This window comes from Streptomyces sp. NBC_00271 (assembly GCF_036178845.1).
GTDB lineage: Bacteria > Actinomycetota > Actinomycetes > Streptomycetales > Streptomycetaceae > Streptomyces.
In genome coordinates, this window is record NZ_CP108070.1 from 52295 (window position 1) to 70712 (window position 18418).

At 70.0% G+C, this 18418-nt stretch carries 24 protein-coding genes and 2 pseudogenes; 12 read left to right on the forward strand and 14 right to left on the reverse strand.

The window, feature by feature from the left end:
• Positions 1-182 precede the first annotated feature (182 nt).
• From OG798_RS00265 to OG798_RS00285, 5 genes are all read left to right on the forward strand, one after another.
• The gene (locus OG798_RS00265) at positions 183-365 is read left to right on the forward strand and encodes a hypothetical protein (protein WP_267059779.1); all 183 of its coding nucleotides are present in this window, start codon (positions 183-185) and stop codon (positions 363-365) included.
• 5 nt (positions 366-370) lie between these two features.
• The gene (locus OG798_RS00270) at positions 371-709 is read left to right on the forward strand and encodes an ArsR/SmtB family transcription factor (protein ID WP_267059780.1); all 339 of its coding nucleotides are present in this window, start codon (positions 371-373) and stop codon (positions 707-709) included.
• Positions 710-780: 71 nt separating this feature from the next.
• The gene (locus tag OG798_RS00275) at positions 781-1176 is read left to right on the forward strand and encodes an ATP-binding protein (RefSeq protein WP_267059782.1); all 396 of its coding nucleotides are present in this window, start codon (positions 781-783) and stop codon (positions 1174-1176) included.
• Positions 1177-1219: 43 nt separating this feature from the next.
• Positions 1220-1405, forward strand: coding sequence for a DUF6126 family protein (locus OG798_RS00280; RefSeq protein WP_267059784.1), 186 nt, complete (start codon positions 1220-1222; stop codon positions 1403-1405).
• A gap of 249 nt (positions 1406-1654) precedes the next feature.
• On the forward strand, positions 1655-2155 hold the full coding sequence (locus OG798_RS00285; RefSeq protein ID WP_267059786.1) for a DUF834 domain-containing protein: 501 nt from the start codon (positions 1655-1657) through the stop codon (positions 2153-2155).
• 10 nt (positions 2156-2165) lie between these two features.
• Here the strand turns inward: OG798_RS00285 and OG798_RS00290 are convergent, their stop codons facing one another.
• From OG798_RS00290 to OG798_RS00300, 3 genes are all read right to left on the reverse strand, one after another.
• The gene (locus OG798_RS00290; RefSeq protein WP_267059788.1) at positions 2166-2642 is read right to left on the reverse strand and encodes a hypothetical protein; all 477 of its coding nucleotides are present in this window, start codon (positions 2640-2642) and stop codon (positions 2166-2168) included.
• A complete protein-coding gene (locus OG798_RS00295; RefSeq protein ID WP_267059790.1) occupies positions 2639-3118 on the reverse strand; it encodes an NADH-quinone oxidoreductase subunit B family protein in 480 nt (159 codons plus the stop codon). Before OG798_RS00295 ends, OG798_RS00290 begins: the two co-directional genes overlap by 4 nt.
• 150 nt (positions 3119-3268) lie before the next feature.
• A complete protein-coding gene (locus OG798_RS00300) occupies positions 3269-3619 on the reverse strand; it encodes an ArsR/SmtB family transcription factor (RefSeq protein ID WP_267059792.1) in 351 nt (116 codons plus the stop codon).
• 215 nt (positions 3620-3834) lie between these two features.
• On the opposite strand from OG798_RS00300, the gene OG798_RS00305 reads away from it, so the two are divergent.
• Together OG798_RS00305 and OG798_RS00310 are read left to right on the forward strand one after the other, a co-directional pair.
• The gene (locus tag OG798_RS00305; RefSeq protein ID WP_267059794.1) at positions 3835-4014 is read left to right on the forward strand and encodes a hypothetical protein; all 180 of its coding nucleotides are present in this window, start codon (positions 3835-3837) and stop codon (positions 4012-4014) included.
• Positions 4015-4048: 34 nt separating this feature from the next.
• Positions 4049-4843 (forward strand): 2-phosphosulfolactate phosphatase, encoded by a 795-nt coding sequence (locus tag OG798_RS00310; protein WP_267059796.1) that lies wholly within the window; start codon positions 4049-4051, stop codon positions 4841-4843.
• Between the two features lie 12 nt (positions 4844-4855).
• On the opposite strand, the gene OG798_RS00315 is transcribed toward OG798_RS00310, so the two are convergent.
• The 9 genes and pseudogenes from OG798_RS00315 to OG798_RS00355 form a co-directional block, all read right to left on the reverse strand.
• Complete coding sequence (locus tag OG798_RS00315) at positions 4856-5269, reverse strand: anti-sigma factor antagonist (protein ID WP_267059798.1); 414 nt, start codon at positions 5267-5269, stop codon at positions 4856-4858.
• A gap of 35 nt (positions 5270-5304) precedes the next feature.
• The gene (locus OG798_RS00320; RefSeq protein WP_328755794.1) at positions 5305-5730 is read right to left on the reverse strand and encodes an ATP-binding protein; all 426 of its coding nucleotides are present in this window, start codon (positions 5728-5730) and stop codon (positions 5305-5307) included.
• Complete coding sequence (locus OG798_RS00325; protein ID WP_267059800.1) at positions 5730-6137, reverse strand: pyridoxamine 5'-phosphate oxidase family protein; 408 nt, start codon at positions 6135-6137, stop codon at positions 5730-5732. The genes OG798_RS00320 and OG798_RS00325 overlap by 1 nt, the downstream gene beginning before the upstream one ends.
• Positions 6134-7867 (reverse strand): SulP family inorganic anion transporter, encoded by a 1734-nt coding sequence (locus OG798_RS00330; protein WP_267059802.1) that lies wholly within the window; start codon positions 7865-7867, stop codon positions 6134-6136. The genes OG798_RS00325 and OG798_RS00330 overlap by 4 nt, the downstream gene beginning before the upstream one ends.
• Complete coding sequence (locus OG798_RS00335) at positions 7864-8205, reverse strand: ArsR/SmtB family transcription factor (protein WP_267059804.1); 342 nt, start codon at positions 8203-8205, stop codon at positions 7864-7866. Before OG798_RS00335 ends, OG798_RS00330 begins: the two co-directional genes overlap by 4 nt.
• A gap of 159 nt (positions 8206-8364) precedes the next feature.
• Entirely contained in the window at positions 8365-8721 is a 357-nt protein-coding gene (locus tag OG798_RS00340; protein ID WP_323138662.1) for a zinc ribbon domain-containing protein YjdM, read from the reverse strand.
• A 247-nt stretch (positions 8722-8968) separates the two neighbouring features.
• Positions 8969-9133: a hypothetical protein gene (locus tag OG798_RS00345; protein ID WP_267059805.1), complete on the reverse strand. Its 165-nt coding sequence runs from the start codon at positions 9131-9133 to the stop codon at positions 8969-8971.
• Positions 9134-9569: 436 nt separating this feature from the next.
• Positions 9570-10373, reverse strand: a pseudogene (locus OG798_RS00350) (lipid II:glycine glycyltransferase FemX); the annotation flags it as partial.
• 38 nt (positions 10374-10411) lie between these two features.
• Entirely contained in the window at positions 10412-11419 is a 1008-nt protein-coding gene (locus OG798_RS00355) for a DNA polymerase Y family protein (RefSeq protein ID WP_267059806.1), read from the reverse strand.
• A 91-nt stretch (positions 11420-11510) separates the two neighbouring features.
• On the opposite strand from OG798_RS00355, the gene OG798_RS00360 reads away from it, so the two are divergent.
• Entirely contained in the window at positions 11511-11849 is a 339-nt protein-coding gene (locus OG798_RS00360) for a DUF6233 domain-containing protein (protein WP_267059807.1), read from the forward strand.
• 51 nt (positions 11850-11900) lie between these two features.
• Here the strand turns inward: OG798_RS00360 and ku are convergent, their stop codons facing one another.
• Positions 11901-12818, reverse strand: coding sequence for a non-homologous end joining protein Ku (gene ku / locus OG798_RS00365; RefSeq protein WP_267059808.1), 918 nt, complete (start codon positions 12816-12818; stop codon positions 11901-11903).
• Positions 12819-12929: 111 nt separating this feature from the next.
• On the opposite strand from ku, the gene OG798_RS00370 reads away from it, so the two are divergent.
• The 3 genes from OG798_RS00370 to OG798_RS00380 all read left to right on the forward strand — a co-directional run bounded on the left by OG798_RS00370 (position 12930) and on the right by OG798_RS00380 (position 15727).
• Entirely contained in the window at positions 12930-13805 is an 876-nt protein-coding gene (locus tag OG798_RS00370) for an ATP-dependent DNA ligase (protein WP_267059809.1), read from the forward strand.
• A 102-nt stretch (positions 13806-13907) separates the two neighbouring features.
• Positions 13908-14729, forward strand: coding sequence for a hypothetical protein (locus OG798_RS00375; protein ID WP_328755796.1), 822 nt, complete (start codon positions 13908-13910; stop codon positions 14727-14729).
• Positions 14730-14935: 206 nt separating this feature from the next.
• Entirely contained in the window at positions 14936-15727 is a 792-nt protein-coding gene (locus tag OG798_RS00380) for an IS5 family transposase (protein WP_267059812.1), read from the forward strand.
• Here OG798_RS00380 and OG798_RS00385 read toward each other — a convergent pair.
• The gene (locus tag OG798_RS00385; protein ID WP_328755797.1) at positions 15684-16220 is read right to left on the reverse strand and encodes a hypothetical protein; all 537 of its coding nucleotides are present in this window, start codon (positions 16218-16220) and stop codon (positions 15684-15686) included. The genes OG798_RS00380 and OG798_RS00385 overlap by 44 nt on opposite strands.
• Positions 16221-16684: 464 nt before the next feature.
• Here OG798_RS00385 and pknB point away from each other — a divergent pair.
• A pseudogene (pknB, locus tag OG798_RS00390) lies at positions 16685-17764 on the forward strand (Stk1 family PASTA domain-containing Ser/Thr kinase); the annotation flags it as partial.
• Positions 17765-18418: the final 654 nt, after the last annotated feature.

Below are 18418 nucleotides of genomic sequence, written 5' to 3' on the forward strand. Positions count from 1 at the left end.
ACCGCCGGATCCGGCGGTACCGCAGTCGTCTGATGCAGGGTTTTGCGCCCGTTCACCCCTCCCGCTCAACACGTTCCAGGCCCAGCTACCGGGCCAGGGCGGGACGGCGCGACTTTCGTGCTTCGCAGGATCTACAATTGAAGAGTTCTTCAATTCGTTAATTGCATGATGTGGAGGTCGGGGTGGACACAGTCACCGAGGCGCTGTTGGCGCGGGTGCGGGCGGCCCGGGCCCAGCTGGCGGATGCCGTGGCGGCCGAGGACGTGTACGCCGTGGCGGTGGCGCAGGACGAGCTGGACGACGCGGTGCGGCTGGCCCACGGGCTCGGGCTCGACGTCGAGGCCGCAGGGGCAGACGAGGGGTGACGGGCATGCAGGTGCCGCTGTACGAGGCGAAGGCGGAGTTCTTCCGGATGCTCGGGCATCCGGTACGGATCAGGGTGCTGGAGCTGCTGCAGGACGGGGCGAAGCCGGTGCGTGACCTGCTGACGGCGATCGAGGTCGAGCCGTCGAACCTCTCGCAGCAGCTGGCGGTGCTGCGCCGCTCCGGGATCGTCACCGCCACCCGTACCGGCTCCACCGTGATGTACGAGCTGGCGGGCGGGGACGTGGCCGAGCTGCTGGCCGCGGCGCGCCGGATCCTGTCCGTACTGGCGGCGAGCCGGCGGGAGCTGCTGGACGAGCTGCGTGTCACGGAGTCGGCGCAGTGATGGGCGGACGCTCGTTCCGGCCGTGGCGCCGAAGCCGGCCCGCAGCAGCAATAGAGCATGTGCCGGCGCAGATGCGACGCCACTTCGTCTCCGTACCGGTAGGACCGGACGCGGTGCGGCAGGCCCGTGAGGCGGTGACCGGGCGCTTCGGCGGGGTCGGCGTCGCACCGGGCTCCGCGTTCGCCGACGCGGTGGTGCTGGTGGTCAGTGAGCTGATCGTGAACGTGCTGCGCCATGCACCACGGTCCCCGGTCGCGGACGTGGGCATGACGGTCGGGGCGGGGCGGCTGGTCGTCAGTGTCGCCGACGCCGAGCCGCATCTGCCCGAGCTTGAACCGGGCGCGACGGGCGCAGGGCTGCAGCTGGTGGCCGAGCTGGCCGCCGAGTACGACGGCGACGTCAGCGCGGAACCGGCCGCCGACCATGACGGCAAGGTGGTCCTCGTCCGGTTCCGCATGCCGTCGTAGGCCGTATCAACGTGGAGATCGCGGGAAGCAGGGAGACGACACTGTGAGTGATGATGCTGAGGCGACCGAGCGGCCGGAGAGCAAGCGGCGCGAGCGGAAGGCCAAGAACAGGGAGTGGCAGATCGAGCGCGGTGTCGCGATCCGGGCGGGCTTCTACATCTTCGGCACCCATCTGTTCGCCGGGTTCGTGTGGCTGCTCTTCTACCTGGGCGAGCACGCGCACAAGTAACCAGGAAGCAGAGAGGTCGCGTTCCCCACGGACCAGGGCCGACCGGCCTCGCCTTGGGGCCGGTCGACCCTATGGGAACACCGGTCCAGCAGTGAAGCTGTGGATCGAAGGAGCCGGCGGGCGGCCGTTCTCCTCGCACGCGGCCACCCCTGTCTCCCACCCCGCGCACTGCCCTGAAACACAGCTGAAGACCTCTTCGGTTGGCTGGTGGCCGTGACCGGGGTGGACGGGGAGAAAGGACTGCGGAGGTTGATCGCTGTAGTGGGGCACGCGGATCTCGCGCCCTGGACCCTGGCGCTGCTGGAGGAGGAGCTTCGCGTGCGGCTGGCCCAGTGTGCCGAGGCCGGCCGAACGGGCCTGGTCCGGGTCGGGCAGGGGCTGCCGGTGGCGTTCGGGCGGGCCGCGAAGAAGGCTGGGCTGGCGCTGGTGGCCGTGGTGCCCACGCTGAACCGGGTTCCCGCGCTGCTGCGGGAGCGGGATTGGCTGGCGGCCGGGGAGTTGCTGCTGCTGTCGCAGCAGGTGCGGCTGCTGGAGTACGACCCGGCGGACCGGGATGCCTGCGTCCGCGCGGACGAGCGGCTGTTGCGTTCCTGTGCCCGGATGGTGGCGATCTGGGACGGCACCGCGTCCAATGGCCATGACGCCACCGCTCACTTGGTGGCTTATGCGCGCAGCCACGGAATCGGCGTCGAGGTGTTGTGGCCGGACGGTGCCGAGCGTGTGCCGGGGCTCAGGGAGAAGTCGTCATGACGGCGGGTCATCACCGCGTACCAGACCGCGGCCTCCCGCACGGCGGGCCGGGCGCGGTGCTCGGCCAGGACAGGAGGAACGTCGACACCGAGGCCGCCGCGGGCACCAGCAGCAGGGTCAGCGCGAACAGCGGGAGCACTGCCTGCGCGCCCCGCGAGCCGAGGCCGTACGGCACATGCCCGGCCACGTAACCGATGCCGTAGACCGCCACCGCCGCCACCACGGCCCCGGCCACCGCCATGAACAGTCCGGACAGCGCGTCCACGGCCAGATGCGTCCCGGCCAGCGGGAGCAGCCCGGGGATCTCGGCCGACCAGCGGCTTCCGCCCAGTGCTGCCACACCCGACGCGTCACCGGCCATCCCCACGCCCGCCGTCAGCACACCCACTGCCCAGCCGCGCACCCGCTGCGGCAGGACCAGCCCGGCCGGCGCGCCCGCCACGCCCAACGCGGTGGCCGTCGCGAGGGCGGCCGGAATCAGGCTCACCGTCCGGTGACTCTCCTCAGCGCCGCCACAATCTCACCTGGCTCCGGCGGGCACCCGGGCACTTGAAGATCCACCGGAACGACGTCGGAGACGGCGCCCTCGACGCCGTACCCGCCCGCGAACTCCCCGCAGTTGATCGCACAGTCACCGACCGCCACCACCAGCCGCGGCTCGGGCATCGCAGCGACTGTGCGGCGCAGCGGCTCGGCCATGTTCCGCGTCACCGGCCCGGTCACCAGCGCCACGTCCGCGTGCCGGGGCGAGGCCACCAGCCGGGCGCCATACCGCTCCGCGTCGTACACCGGGTTGAAGGCCGCCGCGATCTCGATCTCGCACCCGTTGCAGGAACCGGCGGCGACGCACCTCACCTGCACCGAGCCGCCGAACTCCCGCGCCTGCGGCAGGACGCCCTCCGGGCGCGGCGGAGCCGGCTCGGCCACCCGCCCGGTGTCCCGGATCTTGCGCAGCAGGCCCATGAACCCTCCCTGGCACAGTGAGGACTTGTCGGCAGGTGCCCGACAGGCCACCTGCGACCGGACATACGTCACTCGGGGGTGAAGCGGCCGCCTCCCGCTACCACAGAGCGCTGTCAGTCCCGGGAAGCGGCCGCCGGTTGAGGGCCGCCGTTACGAAGGCGGTTTCGCCTGGGGCCGGGCGGCCTGCAGATCGGCGAGGAGTTCGGCCTGTCCGGTGAGCACGCCGGACAGGATCGTGCGGGCGACCCTGAGCAGCTCGGCGATGTGCGGGCTCGTCAGCGAGTAGTACACGGTCGACCCCTCCCTGCGGGTCACCACCAGGTTCGCCCGGCGCAGCACCGCGAGCTGCTGCGACAGATGCGCTGCTTCGATCCCTACCTCCGGGAGCATCTCCGCGACCGCGTGCTCGCGCTCGCTCAGCAGCTCCAGGACCCGGATGCGCGCCGGGTGGCCGAGCGTCTTGAAGAACTCGGCCTTCAGTTGGTACAGCGGCGTACTCATCGTGTCGTCGCCTCCCCGGTACGGCCACACGGCCGCACCAGGCCGTCCTCGGCGCATCGCATCAACCCACTCGTCAAACACATGTGGCCCATCCTCGCGTGGGGCAGCGGCCCAGCCGAATCCGCGCACGAGAACCGAGCCGCCCGAAACCAGCAGTGACGACCTAAGCAATTGCTAAGATTAGCAACTCTATACGCGATGTGAGGGAGGCTGGCGTGAGAATCATTCCGCTGCGTGGCGCGGGCGTCGCCTGGTTCAAGTGCCCCGCCTGCCGCCTCAAGTGCCGGCCCACCGCCGTCGGCCCGGACGGACAGTGCCCGCGGTGCGGCGGGGCCCGCATGCTGAAGCTGTCGTTCGGCGGCCGGGCCACCGCGCCGGACGGCGGCCGGAGCTGACCCGCACGCGGCTCCGCAACGGGGGGGATGGACCATGGGTGACTGGACGGTTCAGTCCGGCACCGGGATCCGCTTCGAGTGGGGACCCGCCGGCGCGGGGCGCCTCGCCGGAAAGGCTGCCTGTCTGATCGCCGTTGACGTGCTGTCCTTCACCACGGCGGTGAGCGTCGCCGCCGAGAAGGGCATCCGGGTTCTCCCGTTCTGGCTGCCGGACGGCCCCGCCACCACGGTCGAGCGGGCCGCATCAGAGAAGGCCGCCGCCGTCTACGCGCAGCAATCCGGAGCACGGCTGGCCGTCGCCCGCCACGCCGTCACGCCCGACAGTCCCTGGTCCCTCTCACCGGCCCACATGCGCCGCGCCCCGTTCGTCGCGCGCCTGGTGCTGCCGTCCCCGAACGGCGCGGCCATCGCCGCGGCCGCACCACCCCACGTGCGGGTGGTCGCCGCCTGTCTGCGCAACATCACCGCGGTCGGCAGCTGGCTCACCACCCGCGGCTACGGCACGCCCGCGCATCCGGTCGCCGTGATCGCAGCGGGCGAGCGATGGCCGGACGGCAGCCTGCGCCCCGCGCTGGAGGACCTGCTGGGCGCCGGCGGCCTCATCTCCGACCTGCACGCCCAGGGCGCGGGACCGCTGTCCGCCGAGGCAGCCGCCGCGAGAGCGGCCTACGAGGGCACTGCCGACCTCACCCGCGCGGTCGCCGCCGGTGTCTCCGGGCGGGAGCTGGCAGCCAGGGGCTTCGTCCAGGACGTGGCCATCGCCACAGAAGGAGACATCTGCGCTGCCGTGCCCGTACGGGACGGGGACGGAGCCTTCTCCCCCGGCTGAGCCCGGGCAGGATCAGTCCCGCTGCTGGTCTCCGGTCGGCCGCCCTGTCGGCCGCCACTCGTGGCGGCCCTGCGGCGGCTCGCCGTGCCGTGTGCTGTGTGCGGCGAGCGCGCCGGCCAGGTCGGCGTGCACGGGGATGAGCGGGCAGTCTCCGCCGGGGACGAGGGATCCGTCGGCGGGGATCGCGGCCAGTTCCAGGCTGCGGCCCGCTGCGGCGAGACGGCGCGCGGCCTCGGTGACCGCCAGCTGCCCCTCGGCCGACCAGCCGCGCAGTCCGGTGAGGTCGACGATGACCGGACCGGTGCCGCGGGCCAGCGCCCAGCCAACGGCACCGGTGAAGCGGTGGACGGCGTCCGGGCCCAGGTAGCCGGAGACGGAGAGGATGCCGAGGTCCCGCTCGACGGTATAGCGCCACTCGATGGTCATGTTCGTCAACTTCCTTGCGCGGTCAGCCCGTTGATTCAGAGAGGGAGGGTGATCCAGATGCTTTTGCCCTGGCCGTCGGCATCACCCCGTACGACGGCCGTGCCGCCCAGGCCGAGGGTGAGCTCCATGACCGTGCCCAGACCGCCGACACCGGTTTGGGTGACCGCGCCGTACAACGCCGGCTGGTAGGGGTGACGGTCATGGACGGCGAAGGCCAGACAGTCCTTGCCCGCCGCGTAGATGACGGTCAGCTGCGGAGAGAGGTCGACGGCATGCCGGACGGTGTTGGTGACCAGTTCACCGAGGATCAGCAGGGCCGGATCGACGCTGGGGTGACGCAGGCTGATACCCCACTCGGCCAGCGCCTGCTCGGCGGTTTCCCGGGCCATGCGGACCGCGGACGGCATCGTCGGCAGCGTGAGGACATGCCGGTAGGGCAGGGTTTCGAGCTGAGTGCTCATCACGCCTCCGCGCGGGCGAGACGGAAACCGGTCACCGTCTTGGGGTGCAGGCGCAGCAGGGTGTCGTGCGGGCCGTGGCTCCAGCCTGCGAGGGTGCGCTGGTAGTGGGCGGCCTCGTCAGGCTCGGTGATCACGTCGACCGGCCCGGCGACCGTGACGCTCCAGCCGGTACCGGTCGCCGCGCGGACCTCATCCACGTGGTAGGTCGCCGTGGCGGGGACCGCAGCGGCAGGTGCCGGGGTGCGCACCACCAGGCGGCCGTACTCCCAGGTGTGCCGGCCCGGGCGCAGGACGGTCAGGTCCCGCTGCGCGTACACCAGCCGTCCCAGCGCACTGCCCTCCAGCAGCCACAGGGCCTCGGCACCTGAGACCTCGACCATGCGCAGGGATGCGGGGGGAGTGCTCATCGGACGGTTTCCTCTGTTTCCTCGCTGCTGGGCCGGGACATCTGGGCGGGGCGGGGCGGCATGACACCGGCGGATTCCAGGTAGCTGCGCGCGCCCTGGATCGCCTCCGGCGTGGTGGCGTATTCGCGTCCCTCCAGACGCAGCAGCTCCAATGCGCCCACGGAGTCCAGGACCTGGCGCTGGCTGGGGCGTATTCCGGAGGCCAGAACGGCGATGCCGCGCCGGTTGAGTTTCTCCACCGCGTCCTTGAGGACCAGTGCGCCGGTGGCGTCGATGGTGGTCACGCGGGACATGCGCAGGATGACGACGCGTACGTCGGCGACCTCGGCCAGCTCCAGCAGGAAGCGGTGGGCGGCGGCGAAGAACAGCGGCCCGTCGATCCGGTAGGCGACGATGTGCTCGGCGAGCAAGGCATGTTCCTCGGCGCTGTGGTCGCCCTGGTCGAGGGGTATCTGGTCCAGGCGCGCCTGTTTGGCCACGGCGCGCAGGGCGAGCGTGCCCGCGACCATCAGGCCGAGGACCACGGCGTAGACGAGGTCGAGGGCGAGGGTGGCCAGGGCGGTCAATACGAGGATCAGGGCGTCGGAGCGGGTGGCCTTCGCCATCGCCTTGAGCGAGCCGACCTCGACCATGCGGACAGCGGTAGCCAGCAGCACTCCGGCGAGCGCGGCGAGCGGGATCCTGGAGACGAGGGGCGCGGCAGCAAAGACGATCACGGCGAGGATCGCGGCGTGGGTGAGGGCCGCCAGCCGGGACCCCGCCCCGGTACGGACGTTGACCGCGGTCCGCGCGATCGCGCCGGTCGCGGGCACCCCGCCGAACAGCGGGGCGGCGATGTTGGCCAGGCCCTGGCCGAACAGCTCACGGTCCGCGTCGTGCTTCTGGCCGACCGTCATGCCATCGGCCACGGAGGCCGACAGCAGCGACTCCAGCGCGGCCAGTGCCGCCACAGCGGCCGCTGGAGCGAGCAGCGAGCCGAGTGCGCCGATGTCGAGGAAGGCCAGCGAGGGGGCGGGCAGGCCTGATGGCAGGGCACCGATCGGCTTCGCCGCGTCCAGACCGGCTACCTGGGCGACGACGGTGGCCGCGATCACCGCGAGGATGGAGAAGGGCACCATGGGCCGCCAGCGAGCCCCGGCAAGCATGACGGCGGCGACCGCCAGGGCGAAAGCTACGGCGGTCCAGTTCGGGTTCTTCGTGAACGCCTCCAGGGCGCGCCAGGTCACCACGAGGACACGGTCGCCCTCCGGCTTGGGTACCCCGAGGGCATTCGGGATCTGCTGCAGACCGATCACACAGGCGATGCCCAGCGTGAAGCCCTCCACAACGGGCGCGGGCACGTATTGCATGTATTTCCCGGCCCGGAGCAGGGCGAGCGCGACGAGCATCACGCCCGCCATCAGCCCGACGGTGAGAACCCCGGACGGCCCGTGCTCGGCGACGATCGGCACCAGCACGACCGTCATCGCGCCCGTCGGTCCGGACACCTGCAGATTCGAACCACCGAACACCGCGGCCAGCGCGCCGGCGATGACCGCGGTCGCCAGACCCGCCTCCGCGCCCAGCCCGGAGGAGACGCCGAAACCGAGCGCGAGCGGCAGCGCGACGATCGCCACCGTGAGGCCGGCCAGCAGGTCCCGGCGCGGGTCGCGGCGTATCTCCGCCAGATCCGTACGGCCCGGCAGCAGCGCGGTGAGCCGGGCCCCGGCCCGGCCGAACGAGAGTCTCATCGCCCGGCGACCTGAGTTTCCCGCAGCTCTGCCAGCAGCTCGTTCTTCCCTGCCAGCATCTCGGTCAGAATGCGGCGCGCGGCCCCCATCAGGTCGGCGACATCTCCGCTGGCCAGTTCGTAGACCACCGTCGAGCCTTCGCGCCGGGAGGTGACGATGCCCGAGCGCCGCAACACCGCCAGCTGCTGCGACAGGCTGGCGGGCTCCACCTCGATCTCGGCGAGCAGCGCACGTACCGGCATCGGCCCGTCCTGCAGCAGCTCCAGCACCCGTATCCGTACGGGATGCCCCAGCATCCGGAAGAACTCGGCCTTGGCCTGGTACAGCGGAACGGACACGACTCCTCGACTTCCCCGGCAGCGCCCCACCCGGGGCAAGCGAAGGCTGCGCCCGCGACTACCTGCAGGCATAGCTATGACAGCATCTAATCAATTGCGAAATTTTGCAATTCGGCATCCGACTGCTGCCGGGGCGCCCCGGCGACTGGGGCGGGCTGGTCAGCCCTTCTTGACCACGCTCGACTTCAGCTGCATCGCCCCGAAACCGTCGATCTTGCAGTCGATGTCGTGTCCGTCGACTCCGTCGACCAGTCGGATGCTGCGCACCTTCGTGCCGGCCTTGATCCCCGAGGGGCTGCCCTTGACCTTGAGCGCCTTCACCACGACCACGGAGTCGCCGTCCTGCAGCACATTGCCGACGACATCCTTGACGACCCGCTCCGCGGGGGCGCCGGAATCCGTGCCGCCCTCGGCGGGCACCCATTCGTGGCCGCACTCCGGGCACACCACCAGGGCGTTCATCTCGTAGGTGTACTCACACGAGCACTTCGGACAGGGAGGAAGATTCTCGATCACCCCGCCAGCGTATCTGGCCTCGCTCTCCGTCCCGACAGGACGAGAAGGCCCCGGCGGCCGCCAGGCCGCCGCAGTCTTCGTGGCCCCGGTGACGCTTTCGTGGTCCGCGCTGTCGCGTACGTCTTGGTGATGCCGAGGCGGGAGGAAGAGCCCTCCACGACGCTCCTCTCGTCAGCGAAAGCAGCGATCAGCGCCTACAAGGCGATGTTGTTAACCGAGCCGGGCAGGCCGTGACTAGTGAGGTGGATCAGGCCGCCGGTGCCATCCGGGAACACCGGAGCGGGGCCGACCGGCCGTCGAACTCCCACCGCGACACCGTGTTCACGCGGCCCCAGTTCACCCCGGCCTCCCGATGGGCGGCCGGGGTGTCCGAGACGGCGTCCGTCAGCGGAGTCCGGGACGGGTCGGGCATCACCGGATCATCAGCGGCCGCGACCGGCGCGACAGTGAAGTACCGGCGATCGTCCTCCGACTGCCCGCGGAAGCGGCGGATCCAGCGTCGGACCGTGCGCTCAGCCCGGTCCAGATGCGTGGCGGCGGCCTGGCGGTGGCCCCAGAACCCGGGGGACGTTTCCAGACCAGCCCCTTTTCACCTCGGCCGCATCCGCCCACCGCGGCCAGATGGTCTCCGGGAGCAGCACGTGCGGATGCCGCAGTCCGAACACCGCGGCCGGCGCGGGCGTACGAGCAGACGGGACCCGAGATCACCGTGCACTTCCCGCGGCCGGCCGTGCCCCACGGCACGAGGACCACCTTGTTCAAACGGACCATTCAATTGACCCGCCCTCAAACTGGCGCCCCACGCACACGACACAGTCATCGACGATCCGCACGAGGCTGCCGTGAACTCAGCGCCGGGACATGTAGAGGTCGAGGGCCTTGTGCAGGGCCTTGCTGAGCGGAAAGTCCCACTCGCCGAGGTATTCCACGGCCTCGCCGCCGGTGCCGGCCTTGAACCGGAGCAGGCCCAGCAGGTGATTGTCCTCCTCCAGGGTGTCGGTGATGCCGCGGAAGTCATAGATGCTCGCGTCGAGTTCGTGGGCGTCGGACATCATCCGCCACTGGATCGCGTTGTTCGGCTGGACCTCGCGCTTGCGGCTGGTGGAAGCTCCGTAGGAGTACCAGACGTGTTCGCCGACGGTCAGCATGGTGGCCGCCGCAAGCACCTCACCCTCTTGGTGAGCGAGGTAAAGGCGCATGCGGTCCGGGTCCTCAGCCGTCAGCGCAGTCCACATCCTCTGGAAGTAGGCCAGCGGGCGCGGGATGAACCGGTCCCGCTCGGCGGTCTCGATGTAGATCTCATGAAAGGCGGGCAGGTCCTCGTATCCGCCCCGCACGATCTCGACGCCGGCCTTCTCCGCCTTCTTGATGTTACGGCGCCACTGCTGGTTCAAACCCCGCTGGACCTCCTCCAACGACCGCCCGGCGAAGGGAACTTGGAATACATACCGCGGCTGCCCGGCGGCGAAGCCGTCCTCGCCACCAGGCTCAGCCTGCTCCCAGCCCATCCTGCGCAGCCGGTCCGCGATGTCGAAAGTCCGCGGCTCGTGCACGGTGGCCTCCACATCCCGCAGCCGCCCGGCCAGCGGATCGGCGATCGCGGCCTTGACCGCCTCAGCACTCCAGCGGCGGGCCACCACCGGCGGCCCCAGCAGCATGGGCCTCGCCTCCACGGGTGGGGTCGGGCGGGTCAGGAGACGCGCAGGAGTGTGGTGGCGGGGCGGATCGCGCCGGGCCCGAACTTGGCGCGGATGCGGTCGCTGACTTCTTCGGCGACCAGCCGGGCCTCGCGCGCGCCGTCGAAGCTGATCTGCTCGGCAACCTGGTCGGCGGCGATGAGGTCCTCGCCTTTCAGGGTGATCCCGGTGAGGCAGCCGCGCTGGAGTCCTGCCGCGTCGATCAGCCGGTAGGCGAGCGTGCGGAGGTCGTCGTCGTGGGCGGAGGCCTCCGGGAGCCGGCGGGTCTTCTCCCACGTGGTGCCTTGGGCGAAGCGCAGCGCCAGGGTCAGGCCGCGGGCCGCCTGGCCACGGCGACGCAGCTGGAGGGCGAGGGTGACGACCAGGTCGAGCAGGGCCGCGCGGACGGCGGCGCCGTCCAGGATGTGCCGGGGGAAGGTGCGGCTCACGCTCGCGGAGGCGGGCAGGGCGCGCGGGGCCACAGGGCGGGGGTCGATGCCGCGGGCCCGGTCGGCCGCCTGGCGGCCGGCCCGGCCGCCCAGGAGGCGCTGCACCGTCGCCGGCGGAACGGCGGCGAGCAGGCCGACGCAGTGCACGCCGTAGTCGCGCAGGACCTGGGCCTGGCGGGGGCCGATGCCGTGGAGAGCTTCCACGGGCAGCGGTCCGAGCCAGTCGGCCACCTGGCCGGGGCCGACGGCGAGGACGCCGCCCGGCTCGGTGATCTGGCCGGAGGCGGTGGCCGCGACCGTGATGGACGGGCCGATCCCGACCCGCACGTCGACACCCAGCCGGGAAATGGTCCGCACCCGCAGCACCTCCCCCAGCCGACGCCCATCCACGCCGTGGTAGCGCAGCGCGCCCTTCAGCTCCACCAGGGCCGCCGACGGGGGCAGCGCCTGGACAACCGGGGACAGCTCCGCCAGCTGCTCAAGGACCTGCCGGTAGACGTCCTCCGCCAGCCGGTCCGGGCAGCGCACATGCATCACACTCCCCGCCCGTCGTGCCTCCGTCCCTGCCTCCATGACACCCACCTCCTCCACCCCACGTTATCGAACTAGAATTCGAACACGCGAGACGGAGAGACCGGTCACCCTCAGATCTAGAATCGGAAACATGTTCGATGACCTGCCACCTGACCTGGCGCGACTGCTCACCCTGCGGGTGTGGCACGCCATGTGGCTGCAGCGCATCGACACCAAGATCGCCGCCCTTCAGAAGCGGGAAGCCGAACAGGAACACGGCCAGAAGAACCGGCCGCAGGAGCCGGACTGGATCATCGAACTCGGCATCGGCAACGGACGCCCGCCCATCGAAGTCCATGTCGGCGGCTGCTACGCCGCGGGCAAACGACGACGCCCCGTCCCGCGCGACGAAGCCCGCCGCCTCCTCACCTCGGGCGTGCGCGCCTGCACCCACTGCAAACCCGACGCCCAGCTCCGCATCCTCGACTGACCCGCCGCCGATGCCGCGTCTCTACTCCCCCGTCCTGCACGGGACTTCGGCCTAGGCACCCCGCTGCCGCCGGGCCGGCTTCTTCGCCGCCGCGGCCTTCTTCGCAGTCCTCTTGGCGGGCGCCTTCCCCGCTGCCTTCTTCTTGGCCGCCGGCATCTCATGGACCTCGGCATCACCCGCACCCTCGCCGCGCGAAGCCTGGGCCTTGCGGACACTCTCCTGCAGCGCGGCCATCAGGTCGACAACCTGGCCGCCCGTCTCCTCAGCCTCGGTCGGTTCGGGCGGCTGCCGGCCCTCGGCCTTCGCCTCGATCAGCGCTTCCAGAGCCTTCCGGTACTCGTCCCGGTAGCCGGAGATGTCGTCCGTCGTCATCGAGTCGACCAACTGCAGCGCCTCGTCGATCTCGGAGTCCGTGACCTTGGCTTCCTTCGGGGCGAGCTCAGAGGGGTCGCGCACCTCGTCGTCCCACTTGAGCACGTGCGCGACCAGCGCCCCGTCCCGCACCCGCAACAGCACCAGGCGCTCACGCCCGTGCCACGCCAGCTTCGCCACGGCCACCTTCGTGTTGCGGGCCAGCGCCCGCGCGATCAGGACGTACGGCTTCGCCGCGACCGGGCCGTCGTACTGCAGGAAGTAGCTGTCTCCGCTCAGCCGCACCGGGTCGATCGACGCAGCCGGCACGAACGCGACGATCTCGATCGCCTTCGCGGTCGGCAGCGGCATCTGCTCCAGCTCTTCGTCCGTGACGGCGACCAGCGTGTCCTTGGAGACCTCGAACCCCTTGCCGATCTCGGCCGCGGACACCTCGCGGTCCTCCGCCTCGCAGTACTTGCGCACCCGCACCCGGCCCAGGTCTTCCGTATGGACCTGATGGAACCGGACCGAACGGTCCTCGGTGGCGCTCATCAGCTTCACCGGAATGGTCACCAGACCGAAGCTGATCGCGCCGCTCCACAGCGGTCGGGGCATCACAGACCTCCACGACAACCCCGAGCCCCACCAGCCTAGAAGCCCCCAGAGCGGCCCGCTTCCCGACGACACCGACGCGCACCACAGCTGACACCGCCGCAGGCTGGACGGGTGGACTGGCCCGCCTCCGTCGCCCTCGCCCAGCCCGTACCGGAACTGCCCACCGGAACGGACTGGAGCTATGAGGTGAAACTCGACGGCCACCGAATGATCATGTGGCGGACCGAAGCCGGGGTCCGCCTGCAGGCCCGCTCCGGACGCGACGTCACCGCCGCATGGGGAGACCTCGCCCTCGCCGGCCACCACCTCCCAGCCGGGACCGTTCTCGACGGCGAGGCCGTCATCACCACCGAGGACGGACGGATCAGCTTCGAGGCCGCACAGGCCCGAGCCGCCTCCTCCCCCACCCGCGCCCGCCGCCTGGCCGCCCAGCGCCCCGCGCACTACATCGCCTTCGACGCACTGCAACTGCCACCGCCGAACGGGGACATACGAGCGCAGCCGTACAGCGAGCGCCGCGCTGCTCTTCTCAGCCTCCTGGCAGGCCTGCCCGCGAACACCCCGATCCAGGCCGTCTCTAGCACCACCGACCGCGACACCGCACTCACCTGGTACGACACCCTCCACGACCAGGGCGTCGAAGGCATCGTCGCCAAACGCACCACCTCCCCCTACCGGGCCGGCCGTGCCGGAGCGTGGTTGAAGATCCGCCACGCGGACACGATCGAGGCGACCGTGGCCGGATTCACCGGCACCGCGCGCCAGCCGCGGGCACTCGCCGTACGGCTCCCCGACGGCCGCGTCGCGCTGTCCCAGCGCCTGACCACGGCCTTGGCCACCCGGATCGCCCCGCGCCTGGCCCCCCAGTCCGGACGCGCGTACACGCAGGGCGGCGACGCCTACACACCCGCGAGCGGGAAGGTCGTCGTAGAGGTCGTGGCAGGCACCACCCGGCACGCGGTCGTCACTGTGGTTCGCCTGCGCTGACCCGACCACAGGCTCCTGCTGGACTGCACCTCGGCCTGCTTGGTCTCCTCCTTCGCGGGCAACGGAGTTCCCGTATGACCGCGGAGCCGATATTCATCGTTCATGACAACCGCCGACCACGGGTCCGGAGCCACCAGCGCGCATGAGACCGATAGGGAGAAGCTCGACCGCATAGCCGCCTACGTGGACGACCAGCGCAAGGCGGAAAAGAGCTGGTTCCAGCAGTGGAGCACGTTCACCGTGTATCTGGCGCTTGCGGCGTTCTTCTTCGGGATCGGTACCTGGTCCGATCTGCGCAACCGTATCGCCGCACCGCCCCCGGATCCCGCCCAGTTGACCAAGGACAGCTTCGTCAAAACGCTCGAGACCTTTTGCAAGCCCTACGCGGGACAGGTTCCGAACAAGAACAAAGACACCGGATTCGCCCGGGTCGCCGCCGATGATCTGGACGTCCTGAAAGTACGCCAGCAGATGGGCCTCGTTTGGACCACCTATTCCGCCCCGACGGGCATGGCCCCAAAGGACATCGGCTCGTTAGCATCGATCAAGTCGAGCTACTTCGCCGCCAACTCCTTCCTCCAGGGCGCAATCGGCCGGGCAAAGGCAGGCGACCGCGACGGCTACGCGCTCGACGTCGGCCTGTACCGGCAGGCCAACGCCGCCTACCTGAAGGCACCAGCGACCTCGGCTTCACCATTTGCGCTCACTACTGGGGCGTCGACGACGTCCCACAGACACCCCCGTAAGGGTCACGGCCGGCGGCCGAGGCTGTGTTTGCCACCCCGGTCCCACCCGCCAGCCCTCCAGTGGAGTCAAGGCTCACTTACACACTTTCTCGGCGCCGCCAGACGGAGTCAAAACTCAGTAGCTGTTGTCGTTCCGATCTTGAGGGGTGCGCATCGAACGGGAGTCTCGATCGGGTGATCGCAGCTGGCTGCGGGCATGAGTACAGGGCCTCTTGGTAGCTCGGGGTTGCGAAGCCAACCGAGATCCAGGAGACCCTGTTGCCGCAGTTGTACGCGCTCGCGCCGGTGGAGTTCAACTCGGCTGCACCGACGTGTGATTGTGTCGCTCACCGGTTCGGGAATGCGGCCGATCACCCGGAACGTGTTCGGCGGTATCCCTCGGACATGACGGACGCGGAATGGGCCGTGGTCCGGCCGCTGCTGCCGGTGCCAGGCTGGATGCGCGGCCGGGGAGGGCAGCCCGAGGGGTACTGCCACCGGGCGATACTCGATGCAATCCGCTACCTCGTCGACAACGGCATCAAGTGGCGGGCCATGCCCGCCGACTTCCCGCCATGGGACCGGGTATACGCGTTCTTCCGCCGCTGGCGCGACCACGCCTTGGTCAAGGAGTTCCACGACCGGCTGCGCTCGAGGATCCGCGAGAGGGAGGGGCGGGACACGGAGCCGACGGCCGGCGTGATCGACTCGCAGTCCGTCAAGGCGGACGCCGTCGTCGGATCGGACAGCCGCGGGTTCGACGGCGGCAAGCTGATCAATGGGCGCAAGCGGCACGTCGTGGTCGACACCCTCGGTCTGCTGCTGGGGGTGATGGTCACCGCCGCGGACACCGGCGACCGCATCGCCGCCCAGGTCCTGCTGCGCCAAGTCGCCGACGCACACCACCGGCTGGCCATGGTCTGGGCCGACGGCGGATACACCGGCAGCCTCGTCGAGTACTGCCTGGCCACGCTCGCGCTGGTCCTCGCGATCGTCAAGCGCAGCGACGGCCAGAAGGGGTTCGTGGTGCTGCCCAAGCGGTGGATCGTCGAGCGCCTCTTCGCCCACCTGATGCGCACCCGCCGCCTGACGCGGGACTACGAGCGGCGCACCACCAGCGCCGAGGCGATGGTCTACTGGTCGATGATCCTGCTCATGACCCGCCGCCTGGCCCGGCCACACCCTGCGCGAGCGTGAACCGGCCCGGCGCGGGTTCGGCCAGCCAGCCGCGCGCGACCAGTCGTTTCGCCTTCGACCGCAGTGCCTCCACTCGCGCCGGCACCACATCCATGCCAAACACGGCGGCCATCTCCTGGCAGGTCACCGGCCCTTGATGAAGCCGGACACGGTCCGCGAGCGCCTGAAGGATACGCTGGTAGTCCACCGACAGCACCGACCAGGGCAACTCCTCACGCCACACCGGCACCTGCGATTTCGGCTTCACCGCACCCCGGGGCGCCGACGGTGCGTCCGCATCCAGCGCACCCGGGGTGATCTCCGTGCCGGCGGTGTCGCCGCCATCCGGAGCGAGCACCGTATCGACCCGCCTGCGGGCGATCCTCCACTCCTGCCATTCCTGCTCGGCCGCGGCCAGCTCGGCCTGGATGCGGTCGGCCTCCTCTCGCAGCTCGTCCACGCGACGGCGAGCACCCAGCTCACGCTGTTCCAACAGCCCAACCACCGACGGCATTCACGACCTCCCGAGGAGCGACTGCACGACAGGCGACTACTCCCACGGGATCTCCGAACCTACGCCCGACCAGCGGAAACACAGCCCTCAAGTCCGGAAACAACAGCTTCTCAGCCATGCTGTCCCCTCGACGCAAATGATCAACACGGCCCATCCTCTCCTACACCACTGACAGCGGCAGACATCCATCTCTGCGCACACTGACCCGTCGGACAGGCCCTTGGCGCACCGCCGTGGGACTGCAGGATCACTGATGCCTAATCAGGTCTGACTGCGACGTTTGGCTTCGGGCGACCTGAAACGAGGGTGTACGACTGAGTGCCGGTCTAGATCCAAATACCTCGGCATCAAACGCCATCGCAGCGACCCCGCACAGCGAGCCGGGTACCGTATGCCCGAACAGCACACCGCCGGACCACACGCGGGTGTGGTCGGGACCGACGGAGAGGGCTGGTAGGAAAGCTATGGAAGAGCCGCGTCGCCTCGGCGGCCGGTACGAGCTGGGCCATGTGCTCGGCCGTGGCGGCATGGCCGAGGTCTACCTGGCGCACGACACCAGGCTCGGCCGCTCCGTGGCGGTGAAGACGCTGCGCGCGGACCTCGCACGCGATCCGTCCTTCCAGGCCCGGTTTCGCCGGGAGGCCCAGTCGGCCGCCTCGCTCAACCATCCCACGATCGTCGCGGTGCACGACACGGGCGAGGACCACATCGACGGGGTCTCGATCCCGTACATCGTGATGGAGTACGTCGACGGGTCGACGTTCCGCACGCTTCTTCACAGCGGCCGCAAGCTGCTGCCGGAGCGGTCCATGGAGATGACCATCGGCATCCTCCAGGGCCTGGAGTACTCCCACCGCGCCGGAATCGTCCACCGCGACATCAAGCCCGCGAACGTCATGCTGACGCGCAACGGCCAGGTCAAGGTCATGGACTTCGGCATCGCCCGCGCCATGGGCGACTCCGGCATGACGATGACGCAGACGGCCGCAGTCATCGGCACCGCCCAGTACCTCTCCCCGGAGCAGGCGAAGGGCGAGCAGGTCGACGCGCGCTCGGACCTCTACTCGACCGGCTGCCTCCTCTACGAGCTGCTGACAGTCCGCCCGCCCTTCGTGGGCGACTCCCCGGTCGCGGTGGCCTACCAGCACGTCCGCGAGGAGCCGCAGCCGCCGAGCGTCTTCAACCCCGAGATCACGCCCGAGATGGACGCGATCGTGATGCGGGCGCTGGTCAAGGACCCGAACTACCGCTACCAGTCCGCCGACGAGATGCGTTCCGACATCGAGGCCTGCCTCGACGGCCAGCCGGTCGCCGCCGCAGCGGCCATGGGCTCCGTCGGCTACGGCGGCTACCCCGACGATCAGCCGACGACGGCTCTGCGCACGGACTCCAGCGCCGGCCCGACCACGATGCTGCCGCCGATGAACCTCTACAACGAGCGCCCGGACCGTCGCCGGCAGAAGAAGAACAACAACACGTCGACGATCCTGCTGGTCGTGGCCGGTGTGCTGCTGCTGGTCAGCGCGATCCTCATCGGCAAGTGGTTGGGCAAGCAGTTTTAGTCTGAAAGAGCGCTTTGTCCCACCGGTCGTAACCACTGGCACTGACATCGCCACGAGGCTCCGACCGAGTACCGCGCTGGGCCGTCCCTGGGCCGTGCGAGGCCGACCGGCGACGACAGGCGACACCCACAGGCGACCGCCCCCACCCCGCTCTGGCCTGGGCTGGCGGAGTTGATCTGCGACAAGTCGAGAGCCACACCACTCCACGGCAGAGCCCCCGCCCAAGTTGCTTCGGGACGAAGGCATCTTGGGTTCAAATCCCCGGTAGAGAAGTGACGGATCAGAGGGTCCTTACCGAATCGGTGAGGACCCTCTGGCCTTGCTTCCATCGACCGCGGTCTGTAAGGACGTGGGAGACTCGCGGGTGGGTAACAGGGCCGCCAGCGAGGTCTACCGGGGGATGACCATGTCAACGTCGTTTGCGGGCATGCTTCTGCCGCTGATTGCCATGGTGGGGGCGATCTGGCTTGCTTGTGCTGTTCTCGGCCTCCACGCCCTGCTCCTGGGACGTATGCCAGGCCGATGGCTACAGCGCCATGTTCGGCAGCCGAGACTCTGGGGAGCGGGTGCCCTGTTCGTTGCGTGGAGCGGGTTCGAGCATTCGTCGTTTCTCGTGGTCGGAATCGGCCTCATCGC

Excerpts from the sequence above, each read along its gene's own strand:
- OG798_RS00330 (WP_267059802.1), bottom strand. The coding sequence starts at position 7,867 with ATGAGACTCTCGTTCGGCCGGGCCGGGGCCCGGCTCACCGCGCTGCTG.
- OG798_RS00355 (WP_267059806.1), bottom strand. The coding sequence starts at position 11,419 with ATGGAGGCAGGGACGGAGGCACGACGGGCGGGGAGTGTGATGCATGTG.
- OG798_RS00315 (WP_267059798.1), bottom strand. The coding sequence starts at position 5,269 with ATGACCATCGAGTGGCGCTATACCGTCGAGCGGGACCTCGGCATCCTC.
- OG798_RS00380 (WP_267059812.1), top strand. The coding sequence starts at position 14,936 with ATGACGGACGCGGAATGGGCCGTGGTCCGGCCGCTGCTGCCGGTGCCA.
- OG798_RS00275 (WP_267059782.1), top strand. The coding sequence starts at position 781 with ATGCGACGCCACTTCGTCTCCGTACCGGTAGGACCGGACGCGGTGCGG.
- OG798_RS00385 (WP_328755797.1), bottom strand. The coding sequence starts at position 16,220 with ATGCCGTCGGTGGTTGGGCTGTTGGAACAGCGTGAGCTGGGTGCTCGC.
- OG798_RS00310 (WP_267059796.1), top strand. The coding sequence starts at position 4,049 with ATGGGTGACTGGACGGTTCAGTCCGGCACCGGGATCCGCTTCGAGTGG.
- OG798_RS00295 (WP_267059790.1), bottom strand. The coding sequence starts at position 3,118 with ATGGGCCTGCTGCGCAAGATCCGGGACACCGGGCGGGTGGCCGAGCCG.
- ku (WP_267059808.1), bottom strand. The coding sequence starts at position 12,818 with ATGCCCCGACCGCTGTGGAGCGGCGCGATCAGCTTCGGTCTGGTGACC.
- OG798_RS00345 (WP_267059805.1), bottom strand. The coding sequence starts at position 9,133 with ATGCCCGACCCGTCCCGGACTCCGCTGACGGACGCCGTCTCGGACACC.
- OG798_RS00325 (WP_267059800.1), bottom strand. The coding sequence starts at position 6,137 with ATGAGCACTCCCCCCGCATCCCTGCGCATGGTCGAGGTCTCAGGTGCC.
- OG798_RS00360 (WP_267059807.1), top strand. The coding sequence starts at position 11,511 with ATGTTCGATGACCTGCCACCTGACCTGGCGCGACTGCTCACCCTGCGG.
- OG798_RS00320 (WP_328755794.1), bottom strand. The coding sequence starts at position 5,730 with ATGAGCACTCAGCTCGAAACCCTGCCCTACCGGCATGTCCTCACGCTG.
- OG798_RS00375 (WP_328755796.1), top strand. The coding sequence starts at position 13,908 with ATGACAACCGCCGACCACGGGTCCGGAGCCACCAGCGCGCATGAGACC.
- OG798_RS00270 (WP_267059780.1), top strand. The coding sequence starts at position 371 with ATGCAGGTGCCGCTGTACGAGGCGAAGGCGGAGTTCTTCCGGATGCTC.
- OG798_RS00300 (WP_267059792.1), bottom strand. The coding sequence starts at position 3,619 with ATGAGTACGCCGCTGTACCAACTGAAGGCCGAGTTCTTCAAGACGCTC.